Annotated in this window: 20 protein-coding genes; 14 read left to right on the top strand and 6 right to left on the bottom strand. The window is 51.9% G+C overall.

The genetic code is table 11. The annotated features are described in order from the left end of the window. Nucleotide 1: 1 nt before the first annotated feature. Nucleotides 2-1,552: a sensor histidine kinase gene (locus tag CWE11_RS09700; RefSeq protein ID WP_126777427.1), complete on the bottom strand. Its 1,551-nt coding sequence runs from the start codon at nt 1,550-1,552 to the stop codon at nt 2-4. A gap of 287 nt (nt 1,553-1,839) precedes the next feature. On the opposite strand from CWE11_RS09700, the gene CWE11_RS09695 reads away from it, so the two are divergent. Continuing rightward, nucleotides 1,840-2,229 (top strand): DUF4168 domain-containing protein, encoded by a 390-nt coding sequence (locus CWE11_RS09695; protein ID WP_157981340.1) that lies wholly within the window; start codon nt 1,840-1,842, stop codon nt 2,227-2,229. A 197-nt stretch (nt 2,230-2,426) separates the two neighbouring features. After that, entirely contained in the window at nt 2,427-4,097 is a 1,671-nt protein-coding gene (locus CWE11_RS09690) for a M28 family metallopeptidase (protein WP_126777425.1), read from the top strand. A 72-nt stretch (nt 4,098-4,169) separates the two neighbouring features. Here CWE11_RS09690 and CWE11_RS09685 read toward each other — a convergent pair whose 3' ends face one another. Further along, nucleotides 4,170-5,213: an MJ1255/VC2487 family glycosyltransferase gene (locus tag CWE11_RS09685; RefSeq protein ID WP_126777424.1), complete on the bottom strand. Its 1,044-nt coding sequence runs from the start codon at nt 5,211-5,213 to the stop codon at nt 4,170-4,172. Next, complete coding sequence (locus CWE11_RS09680; RefSeq protein ID WP_126777423.1) at nt 5,210-5,746, bottom strand: phosphatase PAP2 family protein; 537 nt, start codon at nt 5,744-5,746, stop codon at nt 5,210-5,212. The genes CWE11_RS09685 and CWE11_RS09680 overlap by 4 nt, the downstream gene beginning before the upstream one ends. Before the next feature lie 204 nt (nt 5,747-5,950). On the opposite strand from CWE11_RS09680, the gene CWE11_RS09675 reads away from it, so the two are divergent. Together CWE11_RS09675 and CWE11_RS09670 are read left to right on the top strand one after the other, a co-directional pair. Continuing rightward, on the top strand, nt 5,951-6,520 hold the full coding sequence (locus tag CWE11_RS09675) for a glutathione S-transferase family protein (protein WP_126777422.1): 570 nt from the start codon (nt 5,951-5,953) through the stop codon (nt 6,518-6,520). A gap of 9 nt (nt 6,521-6,529) precedes the next feature. Next, nucleotides 6,530-7,429 carry a DMT family transporter gene (locus tag CWE11_RS09670; protein ID WP_126777421.1) on the top strand — a complete coding sequence of 300 codons (900 nt, stop codon included), beginning with the start codon at nt 6,530-6,532 and terminating at the stop codon, nt 7,427-7,429. A 48-nt stretch (nt 7,430-7,477) separates the two neighbouring features. Here CWE11_RS09670 and CWE11_RS09665 read toward each other — a convergent pair whose 3' ends face one another. Beyond that, a complete protein-coding gene (locus tag CWE11_RS09665; RefSeq protein ID WP_126777420.1) occupies nt 7,478-7,777 on the bottom strand; it encodes a helix-turn-helix transcriptional regulator in 300 nt (99 codons plus the stop codon). 12 nt (nt 7,778-7,789) lie between these two features. Next, entirely contained in the window at nt 7,790-8,236 is a 447-nt protein-coding gene (locus CWE11_RS09660; RefSeq protein ID WP_126777419.1) for a hypothetical protein, read from the bottom strand. A gap of 303 nt (nt 8,237-8,539) precedes the next feature. On the opposite strand from CWE11_RS09660, the gene CWE11_RS09655 reads away from it, so the two are divergent. The 6 genes from CWE11_RS09655 (at nt 8,540) to CWE11_RS09630 (ending at nt 13,669) form a co-directional block, all read left to right on the top strand. After that, nucleotides 8,540-9,646, top strand: a complete 1,107-nt coding sequence (locus CWE11_RS09655) for an AI-2E family transporter (protein ID WP_126777418.1) — start codon at nt 8,540-8,542, stop codon at nt 9,644-9,646. 12 nt (nt 9,647-9,658) lie between these two features. Then, on the top strand, nt 9,659-10,216 hold the full coding sequence (locus CWE11_RS09650; protein WP_126777417.1) for an NADPH-dependent FMN reductase: 558 nt from the start codon (nt 9,659-9,661) through the stop codon (nt 10,214-10,216). Nucleotides 10,217-10,459: 243 nt separating this feature from the next. Then, a complete protein-coding gene (locus CWE11_RS09645; RefSeq protein WP_126777416.1) occupies nt 10,460-11,371 on the top strand; it encodes a MipA/OmpV family protein in 912 nt (303 codons plus the stop codon). Nucleotides 11,372-11,393: 22 nt separating this feature from the next. Next, entirely contained in the window at nt 11,394-11,753 is a 360-nt protein-coding gene (locus CWE11_RS09640; protein WP_157981339.1) for a DUF3019 domain-containing protein, read from the top strand. Next, nucleotides 11,753-12,448 (top strand): response regulator, encoded by a 696-nt coding sequence (locus tag CWE11_RS09635; RefSeq protein ID WP_126777414.1) that lies wholly within the window; start codon nt 11,753-11,755, stop codon nt 12,446-12,448. Before CWE11_RS09640 ends, CWE11_RS09635 begins: the two co-directional genes overlap by 1 nt. A 6-nt stretch (nt 12,449-12,454) precedes the next feature. Continuing rightward, nucleotides 12,455-13,669: an ATP-binding protein gene (locus tag CWE11_RS09630; protein WP_126777413.1), complete on the top strand. Its 1,215-nt coding sequence runs from the start codon at nt 12,455-12,457 to the stop codon at nt 13,667-13,669. Here the strand turns inward: CWE11_RS09630 and CWE11_RS09625 are convergent. Beyond that, nucleotides 13,666-14,685 (bottom strand): zinc-binding alcohol dehydrogenase family protein, encoded by a 1,020-nt coding sequence (locus CWE11_RS09625; RefSeq protein WP_126777412.1) that lies wholly within the window; start codon nt 14,683-14,685, stop codon nt 13,666-13,668. The two genes, CWE11_RS09630 and CWE11_RS09625, sit on opposite strands and share 4 nt — an antisense overlap. Nucleotides 14,686-15,061: 376 nt before the next feature. Here CWE11_RS09625 and CWE11_RS09620 point away from each other — a divergent pair, with 376 nt between their 5' ends. Genes CWE11_RS09620 through CWE11_RS09605 form a run of 4 tightly spaced genes read left to right on the top strand, consistent with a single transcriptional unit; the run spans nt 15,062 to nt 20,445 of the window. Next, entirely contained in the window at nt 15,062-15,670 is a 609-nt protein-coding gene (locus tag CWE11_RS09620) for a hypothetical protein (RefSeq protein ID WP_126777411.1), read from the top strand. Between the two features lie 42 nt (nt 15,671-15,712). Beyond that, nucleotides 15,713-16,987 carry a hypothetical protein gene (locus CWE11_RS09615; RefSeq protein ID WP_126777410.1) on the top strand — a complete coding sequence of 425 codons (1,275 nt, stop codon included), beginning with the start codon at nt 15,713-15,715 and terminating at the stop codon, nt 16,985-16,987. Between the two features lie 43 nt (nt 16,988-17,030). Beyond that, nucleotides 17,031-18,464: a hypothetical protein gene (locus tag CWE11_RS09610; RefSeq protein WP_126777409.1), complete on the top strand. Its 1,434-nt coding sequence runs from the start codon at nt 17,031-17,033 to the stop codon at nt 18,462-18,464. Continuing rightward, entirely contained in the window at nt 18,451-20,445 is a 1,995-nt protein-coding gene (locus tag CWE11_RS09605) for an SUMF1/EgtB/PvdO family nonheme iron enzyme (RefSeq protein ID WP_198675633.1), read from the top strand. Before CWE11_RS09610 ends, CWE11_RS09605 begins: the two co-directional genes overlap by 14 nt. Nucleotides 20,446-20,532 lie beyond the last annotated feature (87 nt).

The following is a 20,532-nucleotide window of genomic DNA, read 5'->3' as shown; positions in this document are numbered from 1 at the left end:
TCTAACTCGCCACATCCAAATGGATCGGCAATCGCATGACGACTTCACACCCTTGCCGGTCACGCCGGTTCCGAATCTGCACAAAACCACCATGCTCTCGCGCCACATTGTCCACGATCGCTAATCCGAGTCCTGTTCCTTCCCCTTGACCTTTGGTTGTAAAAAACGGCTCCATCAATTTTTTTGCATCCACATCGATAGGTAATCCAGCACCGTCATCCAGCACCCAAATAAGCAACTCCGACTGGCGACGTTCGTGCAAACTTGGCTCCACGCCTATCGCCTCAATGGCGACATCCACATGATGTTCAGCAGCTTGAGCCGCGTTTCGAACGAGATTCACCAACGCGAGTTCGAGACGCGCCTTATTTCCTTTGATGAGCGGTACTGATTTTTCTGGGGCATGCAGCGTTAACTTCGGCGCTTCCTCGGGGAGCTCATGGCGGACGCTTTCCAGTACACCGGTGAGCAAGGTCTCGAGCTTAACATGCGTGAAAACGGCCGGGTCACCTAGTTGACCGGGCCGCGAATAATTCAAAAGTTGTTGAACGATTCGCGTCAAGCGGGCAACTTGCCCGCGAATTGCATTCAATTGACGCAATTGCTCCTCATCGCCGGTCGATTTTTGTAATCGTCGAGCGCGTCCGTCGATCACTGTTAATGGCGCCCCGAGCTCATGGGCGATGCCACTTGCAACGCGGCCAATCGCGGCCATTTGCTCTTGATGCTGGAGCCGTTGGGCCATCTCCTCTTCATGCTGACGGGAGAGTTCAAGCGCTTCATCTTTACGCTCAATACTATCGAGCATCTGATTTAACCCACGCGCAATGTCGGCCAATTCACTTGGCCCTTGTTCCGGTGCGCGGGATTCACGATAGCCAGCTTCAACCCGGTTCATGGTATGTTTCAGCGAATCCATGTGCCGCCCAAGCCCTCGGTAATGACCGAAAATGACAATCGTGATGGTAAGGACTGCCATCACCGCCCATATAGTCCAAGCCCATAGACTCAAACGGCGAAAGCTCGCATCAAAGTCGCTTGCTTGTCGGTTGATCTGGATAAATCCATTGGGCTGTCCAAGCGCATCAAAAATTGGCAAAAATTGCGAGTACATATCAACACCTGATATCTCACGGACCCGATCTTGCTGCTCCCCCGTAACAACGACTTCTTGTGCCACTCGGCTTCGAGTGAGATCCCGTGAGGCAATCCCCGCGGCGGCAACTTGCGTTCCGTTGATGTCATAAACGGAGGCGCCATATACCCGCCCAATATCAAAAACCGAATCCAAAGCGCGTTCCACCGCCTCAAAATCACCCGCCATCAATGCTTCTTGAACAGGCAAGCGAATTGCGCGCCCGAGCAATTCAAGATCACTCTTCAATCGCTCGGTTTCCTGACTATTCATTCGCTCGAGCCCGACACCCAAACCAATCCCTATCACAGCCAAAATTGGCAGAACAACATATAAAAGGAGGGCTCGCTGAATGCCTGTCAATCGCCAAACAGGAGGACGTGGGGGCGGGGCGGTTTGCAATGTGCTCGATTCCATAAATTAATGCTCTGTTTAGTACTTTGAGGTGGGTAAACTCTCCCTGATGAAAAAATAATCAGCAGGGCTATTGTGACACAAATTGACACGTATAAAAATGACACATGTGACAAAAGTATACACATAACATCGTTCTTTTAAGGCGTGGCGCAGCGTAAACAATTCGAAAAACAAAACATAATCCATACAAATCAATTATTTATTAAAAATACATGAAAGTTGGCACGGTCTTCGCAACGTATTTCAGTGAACACATAAAATTATTTTTGTTCTTGAAGGAGGACACTATGTTGAAACGTACTTTTGCACTCTCTGCGATTGCCGCTGCAATGTTTTCTATGCCAGCGATTGCTCAGCAAGATGACCAAGCTGCATATGCTCAGCAGCAAATGGAGCAAATGGCGAACGAGCCAGTGACCGAAGAACAACTGGAAAAGTTTGTTTATGCGATTGGTCACATCGAGCGCATTAATGAAGAGTTTGTCACTGCACTGGAAAGTGTAGAGACTCAGGAGCAAGCGCAAGAGCTCCAAATTAACGCTCAGCGTGAAATGGTTGAAGCCGTTGAAGACACAGGTTTGACCGTCGAAGAGTACAACGCGCTTGCGTATCGTCTGCAAAACGATCCTGAGATCCAGCAGGCTGTCGAAGAAATGCGTGAGTCTGATTCGTACTAATCATCTAACTTCCTCTTTCCCTGTTGGGAAGTGATGATGAAGGGGGGCTTCGGCCCTCCTTTTTTGTGCGCGTCTATCGAGACAAGACGCCCGCGAGGTCGCCCATCAAGTGGGAGATGCCCGCCGCATGGATTTCGGGTATGATGAAGTGTTGATGAAACAATGCCCGTTCAAATAACGAGAAAGAGGAAATCTTCATGCGCTACTTTACCTTGTGCGCATCGGCACTCGTGCTCGCGACAGCGTGCTCTCCAGCTCCCCAAGTGGAAGAACCGTTGTATCCCGCGCAAACCGATGCGGATGGATTAGTTGATAGTCACTTTAGCGATACGTATCGCGACCATTTACGTACCCTTGCTTCTGATGAATTCGAAGGCCGTGCTCCGGGGACTCGCGGTGAAGAGCTCACCATCGAGTACGCCGCAAACGTTTTTCGTGAGCATGGGATTAAGTCGTTTACCAACGAAGACTACACACAACCTGTACCACTGGTGCGCGTTGCTCCAAGTCGCGTGACCAATATGACGCTGACCCATGAAGGTGAAACCAGTGAACTTTCCTATCGGTCCCAAATGATGGGCTGGACAAGTCGCGTGGTCGATGCCATTGAAGTCTCAGAAAGCGACATGGTGTTTGTCGGATACGGAATTGTTGCCCCTGAGTTTGATTGGAATGACTATGAAGGCCTTGATGTTGAAGGCAAGACAGTCGTCATGTTTGTCAACGATCCCGGTTATGCAACGCAAGATCCAGCACTCTTCAACGGGAATTCAATGACTTACTATGGTCGTTGGACATACAAATTTGAAGAGGCGGCCCGCCAAGGCGCCACCGGCGCTATTATCATTCACGAAGACGGCCCTGCCGGCTATGGTTGGGGCGTGATCGCGGGTGGCTCGCCAGTTCGCTTTATGATGAAGACCGAAAACAACAACATGGACCGTGTAGAGCTTGAAGGCTGGGTCACTGCCGACAGTGCAGAAAAGCTCTTCGCCAACGCCGGAATGACATTGGCTGAAGCACATGAACTCGCATTATCCAGCGATTTTGCGCCTGTGGACCTGAATACGTCATTGTCGATGATTGTCGAGAATGAGTTTTCTTATATCGATACACACAACATTATCGGTTATATCGAGGGGTCGACTTATCCGGAAGAGCATGTGATTTACATGGCTCACTGGGATCATCTCGGTGTCGATCCGATCAGTGGCGACATCTACAACGGAGCACAAGATAACGCAAGCGGTACCGCTGGTGTGCTCTCAATTGCAGAAAAGTTTGCGCAAGGACCGCAGCCTGAGCGGACGATTGTGTTTGCGTTAGTCGGTGCGGAGGAGCGCGGCTTACTCGGCTCCGCTTGGTATGCAGACAACCCCTTGCTGCCCATTGATCAAGCCGTTGCGGGTATTAACATGGACATGCTGAATATGTATGGCCCTGTCCGAGACTTTGTCGTGGTCGGTTGGAATAACTCAGATATGCAAGCGTATGCCGAGCCGCATGTCGTCGCACAGAACCGCTATCTCGCTCCGGAAAACAACCCAGAGGCCGGCATTTTCTATCGCTCTGATCACTTCAGCATGGCCAAGAAAGGCATCCCAGTGCTGTATGCGAAAGGTGGTGTCGATCATTTCTTCAATGGGCGTGAGTACGGCGAAGCAAACCAAGCTCGTCTATACGCAGAGAAATACCATAAGCCTGCTGATGAATATAACCCAGACTGGGATTTGCGTGGCGTCCATCAAGACCTATGGATCTACTTCCGTGTCGGCCATGAATTGGCCAATAGTCGCGCGTGGCCTCGTTGGGCACCCGGCAACGAGTTCGAAGCACTTCGCCTCGAAACCGAAGACCGTCGCAATTAATTCCTTGCACTTGGAACGACGAAGGGAGGCTCAAACGCCTCCCTTTTTTAATGCCTGAAGAAGCCCTAGTGGTTAGGCTACCGCCACAATCCGTTCCGTTCGTTGCCACAAACGACGATGCAGACTCTCAACCGATTCCACCGCACCCTCGGCCAACCATTGCGCTATCACAGGCGCGACGTCCGGCCACTCCATGCGTACCTGACTATCTTGCTCAAGCCAATGCTCGACATGATGTGCGCTGAGGTTATCCATCACCGATGCCAACTGACGATTCTGCAAACAACGTGCATTGGCTAGCTGCTCAAATTGACCATGAAGCGGTTTGACTAAGAGCTTTTTCCCACGCGCGAGCGCTTCACTACTCGTTTCAAATCCGGCATTTGAAATGACCCCCTCAGCCCGTGCAAATGCCTGAGCAAAGCCTGTCCGTGAAGGTGGAAAGTATTGGATATGTCCTTGTTCTGCCCGCTGGGCATCGGGGTGGTACACCACAAAGGTATATTCCGGAAAATTGTTTAACAAGGCCGTCACTTCACTTAAAGGCTCAAAGGGCAAGTACACCAAAACTTCTTTATGCAGCGAGGGCTGCGCGTGTTGTGCGCCATGAATCAATGGTGGAATCACATGCGGTCCAATATCTTCCCAGTGCATTCCCAGTAACGTATCGCATGGTGCAAACTGCTTGACCATCGCCCGTTGAAGGATATTTGGCGCGAGCGCCTGGGTTGCTTTAAAAAACGCATACTGCCGCCCCATACCAATGGAACGAACTTTTTGACGTCGGGCCGCCCATGCGGTAACTGGCTCAAAATCAGTCAGGACGAGGTCATACGAGGACAAATCTAAAGCGCGGACGTCACTCCAAAATTGACTCCACGGATTCGTACTCAAGGTATCCAACATAGACACGCGTCCGTCGCGCACTGCAAAACTTAGTCCCTGCCGCCATTGAAAATCGCCAAAAATTTCCATGTCAAAAAGTTTCTCTGGAGAACGACCCGAAACCAAATAGTCGGCATGAATGTCATCACGCTGTTCGAGGGCTTCAGCCAGCGCATGGCAGCGGCTAATATGACCGTTTCCGGTTCCTTGCACACCGATCAATATTTTCATCCGAGGTATCCTGCTGCGAAACTAAGAACGAAGGTAGCCAGGCCAGAGCCAAGTAATGCGCCAGCGACAATATCCGTGGGGTAATGCACCCCAAGTGCAATGCGAGAGAGACCAATAGCCACCGCCCAGAGATAAACCCAAAGCGCGAGCGATGGCATGATCACAGCGCAGATCCCAGCGAACATGAAAGCAGCCGTTGTGTGGCCAGAAGGAAAACTAAATTTATCGCTGGCCTGGATCAGGGAGGTAAAATGCTTGACTCGCTCATAGGGACGCGTGCGTCGGAGGGTGTTTTTAAGAACCCAATACACCGGGATTTCAACCAAGAATGCGGCGAGCAATAAAATGAGCAACAGTGTGGCATCGGGGTCTTGCAGAGCAAAGGCGAGTAAACAAGCAATGAGGTATCCGTATCCATCGCCGCTGCGAGAAATCCATCGGGCCAGCGTTCCACCGGTTGGGCGTCTTAACTGGGTACTAAGCCAATAAAAAGCCGCTTCATCTGCGCGTTGGATCGGGGCAAGCCATCTCATCAGGCAATCCTCATATCGGTTGTTGCGGCAAGTCTAGGCGTCATGCGTGACACTTTTGTTACACCGGGATGATGATTTGGTGAAATTTCACACAGCCGGTCGTCTCAACGGCGCTTGTGCTTCCCCACATCTCAAGGCATGATGTGGCGGTTTTCCTGACTCGCTGAACCTAAGAGACCATTCAGATACAAAGAGGCTGCATACATGATTCGGTTATTTGGAAGTTTTACTTCACCCTTCGTGCGTCATTGTCGTATCGCACTTGCACAAGCTGGATTGCCTTACGAATTCGTCGAAACTAACTACCAGCAAAGTGCCCAAGGGTCGCCGACTCAGCGTGTTCCTTATCTGGAATGGGAAGAAACCAAACTCACCGATTCCACCTCCATTTTGAAGTTTATTCGTGCACAGCAAAGTCAGGACTTTCTTCCCTCGCTTGCTGAATGTGAGCTTTACGCAACCGCCAATACCTTGCTCGACACCACAATCAATTTATTTTTGTTAGAAAAAGATGGGTGCACACCGGACAATACACCGTATTTGGCGCGTCAATTGGCCCGCTTGGGGACCACCCTAGAGAATCTGAATGGTCAGGTTTGGCCCACCGATCACAAAGTGGTCGTGACAGATGATGGGATGTTACGCCTGTGTTGCTATCTCGACTGGGTACTTTTTCGGAATCGACTGGACCTTACCCCCTACCCAAACCTTCTGACATTATTGAAGACTGCACAGCAGAATCCGACGTTTACCGCATCAGCACCCCCTCAGTAAGCGCGGACTATGCAGCCAGATAAGAAAGCCCTGCTGTTTGCGGTCACCGCGGTCCTATTATGGTCCACCGTGGCGACCGCCTTCAAAATCACCCTGACGTACCTCACCCCGTTGCAAATGGTCACAGCAGCGAGCGGTGTATCTCTCGGTCTGTTTATTTTAATTCTTGCGAAACAGGGGCGACTGCGTGCAATTGGGCCTGAGTTCAACACGCATCGAAAGTACTATCTTTTCCTCGGGCTTATGAACCCCCTCATTTATTACTTGATCCTCTTTGAGGCGTACCGTTTACTCCCCGCATCACAGGCACAACCCCTAAATTACACCTGGGCGATTGCGTTGACGCTGATGGCCGCTCTCTTCTTAGGGCAAAAAATCCGGAAGCGTGATTGGATTGCCTGCGGGTTGGGCTATAGCGGCGTCCTCGTGATTGCGACTCGGGGGGATATACTCGGGCTCGAATTCACCAATCCACTTGGGGTTGGACTCGCGTTGCTTTCGACATTTCTTTGGGCGGGTTATTGGATTCTAAATACCCGCCACAAAACAGACCCTGTTCTTACACTTACCGTGTGTTTTGGCATTGCGTTCCCCATTGCCGTTGTCGCGTCACTCATATGGTCAGACTGGTCAAATATCCCGTGGCAGGGGTGGCTCGCGGTCAGTTATGTGGGCTTATTTGAGATGGGAGTGACCTTTATTTTGTGGCTAAATGCCATGAAGTTAACGTCAAATGCAGCTAAAATAAGCAACTTGATATTTATTTCGCCGTTTATTTCATTGCTATTGCTCGCCCTAATCATTGGGGAAACTATTTATCCCGCGACCGTAATTGGTTTAATGATGATAGTCGGCGGCCTACTGATTCAACAGTGGCAGCGCCGCACCCGTGTCGCGGGCGAGGCATAATTTGAATGAGCAGTGAGTGGGCCGTCCATCAACGGCCCGTTATTCCATTTATCGGACCGCCAGCGTGACCATGACACCTAAGACAAAGCCAATCACCGTGGCCATCATCACAATGGGAAAAATCAGTCCTTTTGGGTTCAGTGGATCGGACCGCTCAGGTTGCAACACATCATCCCGTGAAATGTCCAGGACCGCGCACAACGCATTGCACGTCTCTAACGAACCTTGACCCGCACTCTCAACGCGCTGGATCGTTCGCAAACTCAAACCGGCGACTTCACTCAGTTGTTGCTGGGTCCAGCCTTTTTGAATACGCGCTTCACGGATGACGTTTGATTGTAATTCCATAACCGGTCTCCGTTAACCAAGCCAGGTCGCGACGAAGCCTCCGACCAGGAATCCAGTCACGGCGCCTGCGAGCAAGAAAACGATAAAGCTTTTCCAAGAGAAAGCTTTTTTGTCCTTGCCCATGATCAAAACCCAATCTTGGTCAATCAGGTCGTCGCCCGCATACAAGCGAGCAAAATATTTGCCGCCAAACAGATCTTTCCAGCCGTCAACACCGAGTTCGATGCGATGTGGTTGTCCCTCAATCTCAAAGTGATGGGTGGTCATAAACCGCCAGCTCCGCGTGCGCGAGACCTCCGTTTCATTCACGTAAACGCGCTCGCCTCCGCTCCAACCCGAGAACCAGACCCGAATCGGGTGGCCTTGCACGTCAAAATAAACGTTGCCGCCTTTGCTGATGCTGTAACCACTCTTGGGTGACTCGACTTCTGGGGTTTGTTTTGAATCATTTGAATTCATGTCATATGCTCCTGTAAGCGTGGGGTTGACGCTAGCAAGTGAAACACGCTCGCTTAAAGATCGCGCCGACACTTTAGTGACTGACTCATAAATGACATACGCCACTTCTATGACAGTTCAATTAAATCAATAAGTTAAGAATATCACCGGTACGCTGTATTCTTGAAGTTTTCTATTTATTTTCGCGTGCAGCACCGACTATTCATCGCTATCACCATGAAAAGTTGAGCAAAATAGACCACACTTAACGTCAATGAGATGCCGTCCGCACATCTTTCATCATTCTTTGAGCATAGGGCTTTTATGGCAGATTCTGAGTCGACGATTCCGAAACAACTTCGAACGCCCATCTATGGGTTATTTATTCTCGCACTGCTTTACACACTCTATTTGGCGCACGCCATTCTCCTGCCGATCGTACTCGCGATCTTAGTCACTTTGCTCTTCTCACCAGCTGTCGCGTGGCTTGAAAAGCATTGGAAAGTTCATCGTGCTATTTCGTCACTTACGTTTCTTGCTGCGCTGGTGATTGGCATGATCAGCGTGGGTTACGCCATGCTGCAGCCTATCTCCGAGTGGGCTGAGCGCGCCCCGGCAACCCTCGGTGAGCTGTTACCGGGGGACAGCGCCGTCGAGCGTCAACTTGATCAACTGACTGAGACTGCCGAACGGGTTGAAGAAGAGCTTGAGGAGCAACTCGGGAATGGCGACGATGCGGCAAGTGCCCAAACAGTCGTGCTGCAAACCGACTCTTGGCGGAACCAATTAGCCGCTGGCGCCTATGAAGCGGTGGCCGGTCTTGCTCTTGCACTCGCGTTAACCTATTTCCTCCTCATTAGTGGCGATAACTTGGTGCGAAACCTCGCACGACAGATGGATCGACCCAAACGTCAAATTACCCTGAAGATATTACGCAGCGGTCAGGAACAAATTGCCCGCTACCTTGCGGTCATTACTAGCGTCAATGGTAGTATCGGCATCGCTATCGGATTGGTCAGTTGGGCGATAGGACTACCCAACCCTATTGTCCTCGGCGTTATGGCTGCACTGACTCGCTTTATCCCCTACATTGGTGTATTCATTGCCTTTGGCCTACTGACCATTGTTTCGGTCGCAACCTTCGATACCTATTGGATGATGCTGATCGCGCCGGCGAGTTTTGCCGTAATCACCAGTATCGTCGGGTTCTTTTTAGAACCTTACATTCATGGCCAACGGCTTGCGGTTAATCCGGTGATTATTTTTGTCTCCATCTTCTTCTGGGGATGGTTATGGGGGCCAATTGGTGTGTTGATTGCCGTACCGCTTATGACAGTGATCATGGTGTTTATCAGCCACATCCCGCAAATGAAGCCGGTCTACAATGTCATTGTAAACAAGAAAAAATCGCGCCGCGAAAAATCAAACTAACTTGGAGGAACCATGAAGTTACTCGTGTTTGCAGGAAGCCTTCGCAAAGCGTCACTCAACCGAAAACTCGCGAAGCATATTGCTCGCGCAGCGGAAGCTGAGGGTGCACAAATTACCTATGTGGATCTCAATGACTACCCTTTGCCCATTTACAACGGTGACATTGAGGATGCGGGGATGCCTGATAATGTGCGAAAACTGCAAAGCTTAATGAAGGCCCACGACGGCTTTTTGATTTCAACGCCTGAGTACAATGGTGCGGTCCCAGCATTGGTAAAAAACACGTTGGATTGGATCTCTCGGCAACAAGCGGACGGTGAATCCGGTGGAGCGCTCTTCAAAGGAAAAGTCGCGGGCCTCTGTTCAGCTTCGCCCGGTGCGCTTGGTGGTTTACGGTCACTCCTGCTGCTGCGCGACCAACTCGCGAAACTGGGCATGTGGGTCGCGCCCACCCAGTTCGCTCTCGGCAAAGCACATGAGCAGTTTACCGACTCCGATGCCCTCAAAGAAGATCATCACAAAGCGGTTCGCGGCGTGATTCAAGATGTTTTGAGTTTCCGAACGAGGTGATTTAATTCACCAGAGAAACCCTCCAGGACTTCTGCTCCATGGAGGGTTTTTTATTTATACCTACCCACTTGTTTGTAAAACTTTGTCACCCACAGATGCAGAAAAACCGCCCGTCTGATAGAGTTTTGACCATTCGCGCTCGAGCAATTTTTTAAGCTGCGCCTCACAAACACGAGTCAGACAAAAGGAAACAAACCTTTGTTAAGGAACACCCTTCAAGGACTCTCACACAAGGATATCGGTGTGAAACGGGCCCCACTTGTGCTGCTGATCAGTATGCTTGCGCTGTTCTCTGCCACGATAAGCGCACAAGAGCAGGTGCTCGAAGTCCCCTGCGAGGAATACGAGACCGGGTGCATAGATACGCGCACCTGGCATCTTTCTGCATCCATCGGCTATGGCGAGCGGAGCAATCCGTTGCGGGGCGGCAAGGCGCTCCCTATCTATCTCGTCCCTGATATTTATTACTATGGTGATCGATTCTTTTTCGACAACGGAATCCTAGGTCTCAGTCTTCAGCAGCGGTCCCGGGTGGAAACCAGCTTGGTGACTCAATTGAATCTGGAGCGTGCTTATTTTGCAAGCAACTTAACTGGAATTTGGCTCGGCAATCAGACATCAGGGTCCGGTGACGTCTCGCTGATGCCCCCGACGGATCCCCCGGGTGGAAGCGATGAGACAGAAATCAGACCGCTGCGGATTGACGATGTTGCATCTCGTCGCTGGGCCCTTGACGGGGGCGTGCAGCTCGATATGTATCCACATAAATTGATTCATGTGCGCATGCAACTCCTCACAGATCTCACCGGTGTGCATCATGGGCAGCAAATGAACATTCGCTTGGCCACAGCACGGGAAGGTCACCTTGGCCTGCTTGAGGTTGGCGCAGAACTAAATTGGAAAAGCCGCGACCTGATTGACTACTACTACGGTGTAAACGAACGTGATAGCGGGGTTCCGACTGCATTTTATTACGAGGGCCGTGCGGTATGGCAACCGGCGCTCACCGCATCGTGGCATTACCCATTAAACGCCCAATGGTCTTGGGTCAGTTCTGGGCGATTGCAATGGCTCGGATCAGGCATGAGTGACAGCCCATTGGCCGAGCGGAGGCATGTTTCGACCTTTTTCACGGGGGTGAGTTATCGCTTTTAACTACACCCCCTTAGGATTATTCTTGTTCCTATTACCCACCTCATCTCAGGCTACCGAGCTGTGCGAGGAGGCGTTTTGCCTGTCGGCGACGCCGGAAGTTTGCATCGTTCAGCGAGCCGGAGATCGATGTGAACAAGAGCTGCGTGTGCATTGGATCGCCACAGAGATCCAGCCCCTGTGTTTATCATTACAAGGGGAGGCGCTCGCGTGTTGGAGTGATGTTGAAACCGGTTCTTATCAAGAGAAGATTGACTGGCCACAACACGGAGAGCTCGCCTTAACCAATGCACACGGGCAGCCTTTAATCTCCCTCGAATTATCGATTCAAAGTTTACGCCCTCGCCAGCGGCGTCGGCTCGGCTCCCCTTGGAGTGTATTTTAATGACAAAACGAATCTTAATTGCCGAAGATGACACCCGTTTGGCGAAGTTGATCGTCGACTATCTGAAACAGAATGGTTTCGAAGTTTTTTGGGAAGCTGATGGCAATCGTGTGCAAGCGGCGGTGAAACGGCATGAGCCTGACCTACTTATTCTTGATGTGATGTTGCCAAACCGCGATGGCTTTGACTTATGTCGGGCGATGCGCACTAGCTTTCGTGGGCCGATCTTGATGTTTACCGCGCGCGAGAGCGATATTGATCAGGTCCTCGGCCTGGAGCTGGGAGCCGATGATTACGTGGTTAAGCCGGTCGAGCCACGTGTTTTATTGGCGCGCGTGAACGCACTCTTGCGACGCTCGGGAGGTCTCGGAGCCGATGACAAGCAAACACTCACTTTTGGACAACTGAGCTTAAATGCACGATCTCAAACGGCGAGCCTCTCCGGTGAGACCTTATCGCTGACGAGTCACGAATTTGAATTGCTCTGGTATTTGGGCGAGCGTGCTGGATCGGTTGTTACGCGGGAGTCTATTCATCGGGACGTGATCGGTCGGGAATACGATGGGCTCGATCGCACCGTGGACATGCGGGTATCTCACCTGCGTAAAAAAGTGGGTGACGATCATAAACAACCCGAGCGACTGAAAACCGTCTGGGGTAAAGGCTATCTCTTTGTGCCGGATGCCTGGGAATAATCAAACATGCGCCGCTTACTTGTTCACTTTTATGTATTTCTGCTGCTTGCCATCATCGGGCTCGGCTGGAGTCTTGAGCAAGTCTGGCGGGATTACCAACCCGAGATTCCTCCTTGGTTTTCCGCTCTCGAACAGAGTGTGTTGACCCTGACACAACAAGCTGAATCGCCCGAAGCGCTGCAGAGCACCCTCGACTTGTCGGTGCTCGTCGTTGGGGATGGCCGGATCGGGTGGCCTGAAACAGAACAACAACGCTTAGATCGTGGCGAGGCACTGACCGTATTTAGCGCCGATCAATCACTCTATCTTTACGTGAAAAAGGGAGAGGAAGTATGGCGTATCGGCCCAATTGCTGATGGAACGCCATCGTCGAATTACTGGTATCACATTCTGTTCTTTGTGTTGCTCGCGCTTTTGACGACCCTGTGGCTGCGCCCGCTTGCTCGAGATTTACGTGCGCTTGAAAGCAGTTTGAACACCTTTGCGAAGGATCCCGCTCGCTCCCTACATCTCCCCAAGCGGAGTCTGGTTCAAGGGCTCTCACAGAGCTTTGAGCGAATGCGATTGCAAATCTTGCATCTGCTCGGGTTGCAACGAGAGCTCACCAGTGCCGTGTCCCATGATTTAAGGACGCCTTTAGCGCGGATGAAGTTTATTCTCGAGATGCAAGATAGCCCGGAGTTTCGCGAAGCGCTGCGCGACAATGTGCAAGAAATGGAAACCTTGGTCGATACCCTGCTAGATTATGCTCGACTTGAGGGACAGCAAGAATTTTTGGAGTTAAGTGCCGTCAACTTGAGCGAACTTGCGGAGAACCTCGCGGAAAAGCTTAATCCGTTGCCGGGCCCCGAAATTTCCCTAAATGTTCCCGAGACGCTGATTTGGCAATGCGACGGCCATTACATGGAACGCGCCATTCAAAATCTCATCCAGAATGCACGCCGCCACGCACAAGGGCGAGTGAGCGTAACACTGGAACGACGCGCAAAAACGGTCATGATCCATATTGATGATGACGGTCCGGGCATTGCGGAGCACGAACGAGAGCGCATCTTAAAGCCATTCGTGCGCCTCGAGCCGAGCCGATCGCGACACAGTGGCGGCGTCGGCCTTGGGCTCACGATCGTTCAACGCATTATGGAATGGCATCATGGGCACATGGTTATTGGAACGAGCCCCTTAGGCGGGGCTCGTTTTACCTTGACGTTGCCAGACCACTAAAAGCCCGTCAGCACCAATTTGCCGATCGTTCGACCTTCCTCCAGCATGTGATGGGCCTTTTTCAAGTTCTTCGCATTAATCGGCCCAAGCGCCTGACCCAAGGTGGTCTGAATTACGCCCGTATCTACTAAATCGGCTACCGCATTCAAGATGACATGCTGGGCCTGCATATCCTCAGTGGCAAACAATGAGCGCGTGAACATGAGCTCCCAATGCAAGCTAAGACTTTTACGCTTGAGTGGACGCGCATCAAGAGGCTCCTGCGGATCATCGATAAGTGCCAACCGCCCTTGGGGTGCAAGCGCCTCAATAAACGCGTCATAGTAGGCCGAGGTATCGACCAAACTTGCCACATGAGTGACAGACGCAATACCAATCCGTTTCAATTCATCTGCCAATGGCTTGCTGTGATCAATCACGTGGTGCGCGCCCAGTTTCTCCACCCATGCTTTACTTTCAGGTCGTGAAGCTGTCCCAATGACGATCGCGTTGGTTTTTGCCACCGCTAATTGCACCAAAATAGAACCCACGCCACCTGCGGCGCCGCTCACAAGGAGTACGGGGTTGGGTAACTGCGGGTTGGGCACATCCAATTGCAGCCGGTCAAATAGAAGCTCCCATGCGGTCAATGCCGTAAGGGGGAGTGCAGCCGCTTGCGTCGCATTCAATGTGGTTGGTTTGCGACCTACAATGCGTTCATCGACGACCTGATACTCCGCATTGGATCCCTGGCGAGTCAAAGCGCCAGCATAGTAAACCGCATCGCCAGGTTTAAAAAGTGAGCAATCGGAGCCGACCGCCTCCACGGTTCCCACTGCATCCCAACCTAAAATGGCGGGAGACTCCGGCGTTGGTTTCAAGCGTTGACGCATTTTATAGTCGATCGGATTGACCGCAATCGCTTCAATTTTTACCAACAAATCGCGACCCGATGCTTTAGGTTTGGCTACTTCGATATCCACAAGGGCATCGTTTTCTGAGATTGGCTTTGATTCGAAAAATCCAACAGCTTTCATGTTTGCTCCTCAGTTTTGCGTTCAAACACGGCGTAAACCCAGTAAAAATGTGCACAAACCATGAAGAATTCATGCATTTGGTAAGTGTCTCACACCCTTGCAGGCCTTACAGTACAACCTTCGTCGAGGTGCTCTACATTTTTATACAAATTGTCACATGAAACAGATGATGAACTTCGACTACTATAAGCGTATCCAAGTGTTTATATACCGAATAGTCGGTTTCACTTTAAACAGGTGGAAAATCTGAGCAAGTCACCACAAAGATACTCGTAATCGCGTCGGTACTCGCCAGAATAACCAAGCAGTGCTTTACTGAAATCATCGAGCCCAAGAAATAGTGATGCGTTTCAAGTTCGGCACTAAGGAGTTGATTATGCGCAACGTGACACAGCAAAAGAAGCAAACCAAGCGAGTGCATCATACACTTGCCGCCAGCTTTTTGGGTCTCGCGCTCTCGGGAACGCTTGTTGTGCAGGCTCAGTCAGCAAATGCAGCCACTGAAAGCAAGCCTTTGCCATTTTTCTTCTCAGATTGCTCGCATTTACTGTTTGACTCCCATGAGGGCGAAGAGCTGACCCGGAGCGAGCGCATTGCCATCTTGAACGCGGATATTCAAGCCAACGTCGGAAACTACGAAGCCTGTATGGAAGCCGCGCTGAGTTCAAGTCAGCAACGAATGCGTGCCGCTGCCAACGTCTCGCAATCCAATCAAAGTGGTTCGGATCAAAGCAGTGCAGCGCAAAGCGAGCAAGCATCAACCGAATCACAAGAAACTGCGTTAGCTCAGCAAGCGGAATCACAGCAGGAAACGACTGAGCAGGACCAACGGGAAACATCTGAAAGCTCGCGTGCGCATCAAGGGAGTGATCGTCGGCAAGGAACCACGGCAGTTTGCGATGCCATTTTAACTGGACTCGACTCTGCCACCACCGAGTCAGAGAAAGCACATTTTGAAGCCCTCGCCAAAGAATACGGGTGCTAAGAATAAGACGAGGATCGCCATTGGGCGATTCAAGGAGTGAATATGAAAATCGACATAAATCTATCAAACGCCAGTTTCCGCATGTTCGGCGTGCTCCTGATCAGCCTCTTCTTGAGCGCTTGTCAAAGCACACCACACCGGGTCGAAAGTGTCGGTCCGAGCATCACAGGCCCATCGGGAAACACCATTGGCGGTCCGCGAGCCCGCACCTATGACTATCCAGGCGAAGTGTATCTGAATGTGGCAATTCCAGTTTTCGACCCAGGCCTTCCTCTCGATCGTCAAGGAAACCTTGATTATGGGAAAGTCCAAGAGCTCGATATCTGGCCACAAGTGCGTCGGTTAGAAGCCAATCGCTTTGCGGTTGATACCAAAACGGCGTTGGAAGAAACGCGTGCCTTCAATACCATCTTTGTGACGCCCGGTGCGGACGCAGCAGCGGATGTGTATGTGCTCGGAACGATAAATCATTCAGACACCGAGACCTTAAACCTCTCAATCCGGGTCGTTGATGCAACCAATGAAGTCTGGGGTGAGCGTACCTTTGAATACCGTGTCCACGAAGGCTTTTATCGTGATGCGTTCAATCAAAATAAAGACCCCTATGAGCCCATGTTTAAGAGCATTGCTGGGTACGTGTACGATCTCTTAATGCGGAAATCAGACGAAGATCGCCGCCACGTCCAACGGGTTGCCTCATTACGCTACGCAGCAATGTATAGTCCAGAATCGATGGCGTCCTACCTTGAAGAGCGCAGCACACGCAATGGCGTGCGTTATCGGATCAACGGCATGCCGGCGGAAGAAGATCCAATGTGGCAGCGTATTCAGCTGATTCAAGCAGAGGATCAAGCCTTCCTCGACGGCTTGCAAGCAAACTATGCTGCCTTTCATGGCGAAAGCGATGCGAGCTACAAAGATTATCAACGGGAAACCTTGCCGATTGCTGCGGAAATCCGCCGTGAAAAAGCGCGTCGTTCTGCACAGCAATTCAATGTCCTGTTAGCTGCAGTTGGGACCGCTTTACTGGTGCGCAACTCCGACTCTACCGCAGGTGAAATTGGTGCCTATGTGCTCGGAGCCACTGCACTTTACAACTTGGGTGAAGCGATAGAAACCAACCGGAACTTGCGTTTCCAACGACAGCAACTCAGTGAGATGGGCAACAGTCTGGATATTAAGGTGACCCCACAGGTGGTCGAATTTAATAATCAACGGATTGAACTGCAGGGAACGGCGCTTGAGCAATACACGCAGCTCCGGGCGCAGCTCCAGGCAATCTACCGCCTTGAAGCGACCCCTGATCAGCAGCTTTAAGGCGATATATTCCGCCGTGTCGACCACGTTGTAAGGAGTCCCTGTGGCAGACTTTGACCATACGATTGAACAAGAGCACGCACTGCGGCGTGCTCGTCTGCAAAAAGTTGGTATCATTCTCGGTGCAGCCATCCTGGTGCTGGCACTGCTGATCCTGTCAACGCGCTTGATTGGGGATCGTGACGCAAGCCCTTCTGCCGATGCACGGGAGCGCGCACCTGTACAAACCGAAGAAAGCGCTGAGGACACAGCGCTTCGAGCTGAAGCACAGCAACGTCTTGCAGCAATGCGTCAGCGACTGCAAGAAACTGAGGCAAAGCGGCCATTTGTGAACTTTATGGCCGATGCCTTTGTGTCGTTGCAAGCCAAACTCGATGAGGGTGTCATTCTTTATACCCAGCGGGATTACACAGGAGCACTTGCACAATTTAACCTCATTGAAGAGGGTTTACGGACGCAAACACAACGGTATCAAAGCGCCTACACTCAGGCTTACGAGGCCGCATCACAAGCCTTTGCAGCGGAGAATATTTCCGGCGCTCGGCGGGACAACCAACGCGCCTTAACGCTCAACCCAGAGTTTGCCCCGGCCCTCGCATTACAAGCACGTCTTGATGTCTATGATGATGTTCAAGCACTCCTTGAGCGGGCCCATGTGGCGATGATGGAAAATCGCTTCGATGCACAACGAGACTACTTGCAACAAGTTGTCTTGCTTGATCCCGCACATCAGGATGCGCAAGAAGCCTTAGCCGAAGTGCAAGCAACCTTGCAAGAACGCGCATTTCTTTCCGCATTGAATGATGCGGTACGCCACCTTGAGCAAGGGCAGTTGACCCAGGCTTCCAGTGCGGCGAATCGCGCCGATAATCTTATATCGGGACGCGCGGAAGTCCGTGATGTCCGTACCCGCATTCAAGCCGCGCAAACCGCCCGAGAGCTTGCCGCAATCGAACAACAATTGACGGCCTTTATGGCGGCGGACGAATGGGCGACAGTCGCGATGGTCGCGGGAAATGCACTGCAAAAATACCCAAGCCACGAAGCATCCCAAAATGCCCAACGCAAAGCCCAGCAAATCACCCAAACTCAAGCGCGTCTGCAAAGCTACATTCAGCGGCCCGAACGGCTAACGGATCTTGGTATTTTGCAAAATGCGCAGCAGGCGTTGCGCAATGCCGAAGCCCTGGCCAACGACAGTGCCAAACTCGCGTTTGATATTGACCGCTTGCATGACTTGGTGGAAGAAGCCAACCGCCCAGTGTCCGTCGTCCTGACCAGTGACGGTCGCACCTTTGTACGCGTTTTGGGCGTTGGAAATGTGGGGGTGCACCAAGAATACCAGTTTAGTTTGCGCCCTGGGGTATATCAGTTTGAGGGGCGTCGCGACGGCTATCGCTCTAAAATCGTTTCGGTCACGGTGACGCATCAAGATGCACCGGTCCAAGTCCATGTGGTGTGTGATGAGCGTATTTGATTCCGACATTGAACATGATCAGAGAAAACGCCGGCGCTGGGTCATCATCAGCTCGTCGGTGCTAGCTGCGCTGCTGTTCGGCTATCTGAGCTGGCTGATGTTGCTGCAAGGGTACCAAGTCGTGATTGCGCCCGAAGACGCACGGCAGGAGGCCAGCATTCGGGTAGCTCACGGGGTCGGTTTCACCAGCGGTCACACGGTCTACACCTTTGGTGGATCCGTCACCCTGGAGGCGAGCGCACCCCTATATTACTCAAAACAAGTGGAAGTTAGTCGCCGCAGTCCATCCCGGATTGATCTTGAACTTGAGCCCTTGCCCGCTCAACTCACAGTCACCAGTAATCCAGCACTTGAAGACGCCCGCTGGTGGGTCAATGATCATCTCGCCGGTGAGGGCGAGCAGCTAGTCGCAGAGTTAGCCGAGGGGACTCACGAAATCACGTTCGGCCATCCGTACTTTCAAAGTTATACATTGCTGGTTAACGCCATGAAAGGTGAGGTGATCAATCGCCATATTCAACCCGAACCGGTTCTGGGCGAACTGAGCATTACCAGCCAACCAACCGGTGCAACCGTGACGATAAATGGCACCGAGGCAGGGCAGACACCGCTCGCGCTTGAACAGCCCGGGGGCCGGTACGAAGTGCAAATCGAAGCGCCCGGCTATAAACCCATTTATGATGCGCTGTTCATCCGAGAGGACCGTCCGTTCGATTCGCGAGACTATCAGCTGCAGTTGCTCGGTGGGACGCTTCGAGCGGATGTCACGCCCAGTGGGGGTGTCTTAACGGTCAACGGAAGTCCGATTGCGAACCCAGGGCGCGTAAATGCGAATGAAGCGCTGAGGGTTGAGTACAGCAAAGCCGGGTATCGAACTGCGTCACAAACGGTTGAAGTTGCTCCAAATCGGGACGTTCACGTGCGTTTCCAACTTGAACCAGAATATGGCGAGGTTCAGATTACTGCCAATGTTCCAGCGACCATTACGATTAATGGCCAAACACGTGGAACCGCACCCCAAACCATCCGCTTGCAAACCGTTCCTCACGATATTCGCGTAAGCCATCCGCACTATCGTGCGCAAACGGTCTCGGTTTTGCCTGAAGCGGGGGCCACACGACGCACCCATGTGGACTTACTCGAGGAGTTTGATGCGCGTCGCCGGGAGAATCAGCCGCTCGTTGCGACGGGCATGGGCATTGAACTCCTCCCCGTGCAACTCAGCGCCTTTACCATGGGCGCTCCCATGCACGAAGCAGGGCGCCAACGAAACGAACTTGAGCGTCCCGTCACATTCTCGCGGGCACAAATATGGGTCTCCAGTCAGCACATCACCGAAGGGCAATTTGCACGCTTCCGAGGCCAAGGGGATACCAACAGCACACTTCCTGTGACCAACATCAGCTGGCTTGATGCGGCTCGCTTTACCAATTGGCTCAGTGAGCAGGAGGGCCTCATTCCTTTCTACGAGATTCGTGGGAATGAGCTCGTCGGTGTGCGGCGGGAGTCACGGGGATATCGACTGCCCACCGAGGCCGAGTGGGAGTTTATCGCGAAACATTTTCGCCGCGCTGCCCGCACCACATACGTTTGGGGCAATCAATCAGTACTTCGGGACAACATGGCTAACTTTGCGGATGAAGCCCGTCGAAATGAACAACCGCAAGTTCTGATGGGCTATCAAGATGACCATAAAGAGCGTGCCCCAGTCGGCAGCTATCCAGCGGATCGCAATGGCTTTTACGATCTAGATGGCAATGTCCGAGAGTGGGTACACGACCGCTATGGTCTGATTCCAGTAAACGCTGCTGGACCCCTGCCGTCGGAACGTGACTTTTTAGGTCCCGAAAGTGGTCGTGGCCATGTGATTAAGGGTGCGTCATACCTCACGGGCCAGATGAACTTATTACGCGCAAGCGTGCGCTATCAAGGCACCGAGCCCATGGTTGACGTGGGCTTTCGGATTGCGCGTTATCATTGATAGGAGGGCGCTATGAAACGCCGGATCATTATTATACTGGGTATTGTGTTGTTGCTCGCTGCAGCAACTGCGGGAGCTTATTTTGTT

Origin of the sequence: Aliidiomarina sanyensis, from assembly GCF_003987175.1 — a bacterium.
Lineage (GTDB): Bacteria > Pseudomonadota > Gammaproteobacteria > Enterobacterales > Alteromonadaceae > Aliidiomarina > Aliidiomarina sanyensis.
This window is presented reverse-complemented; position numbering and strand designations above follow the sequence as displayed.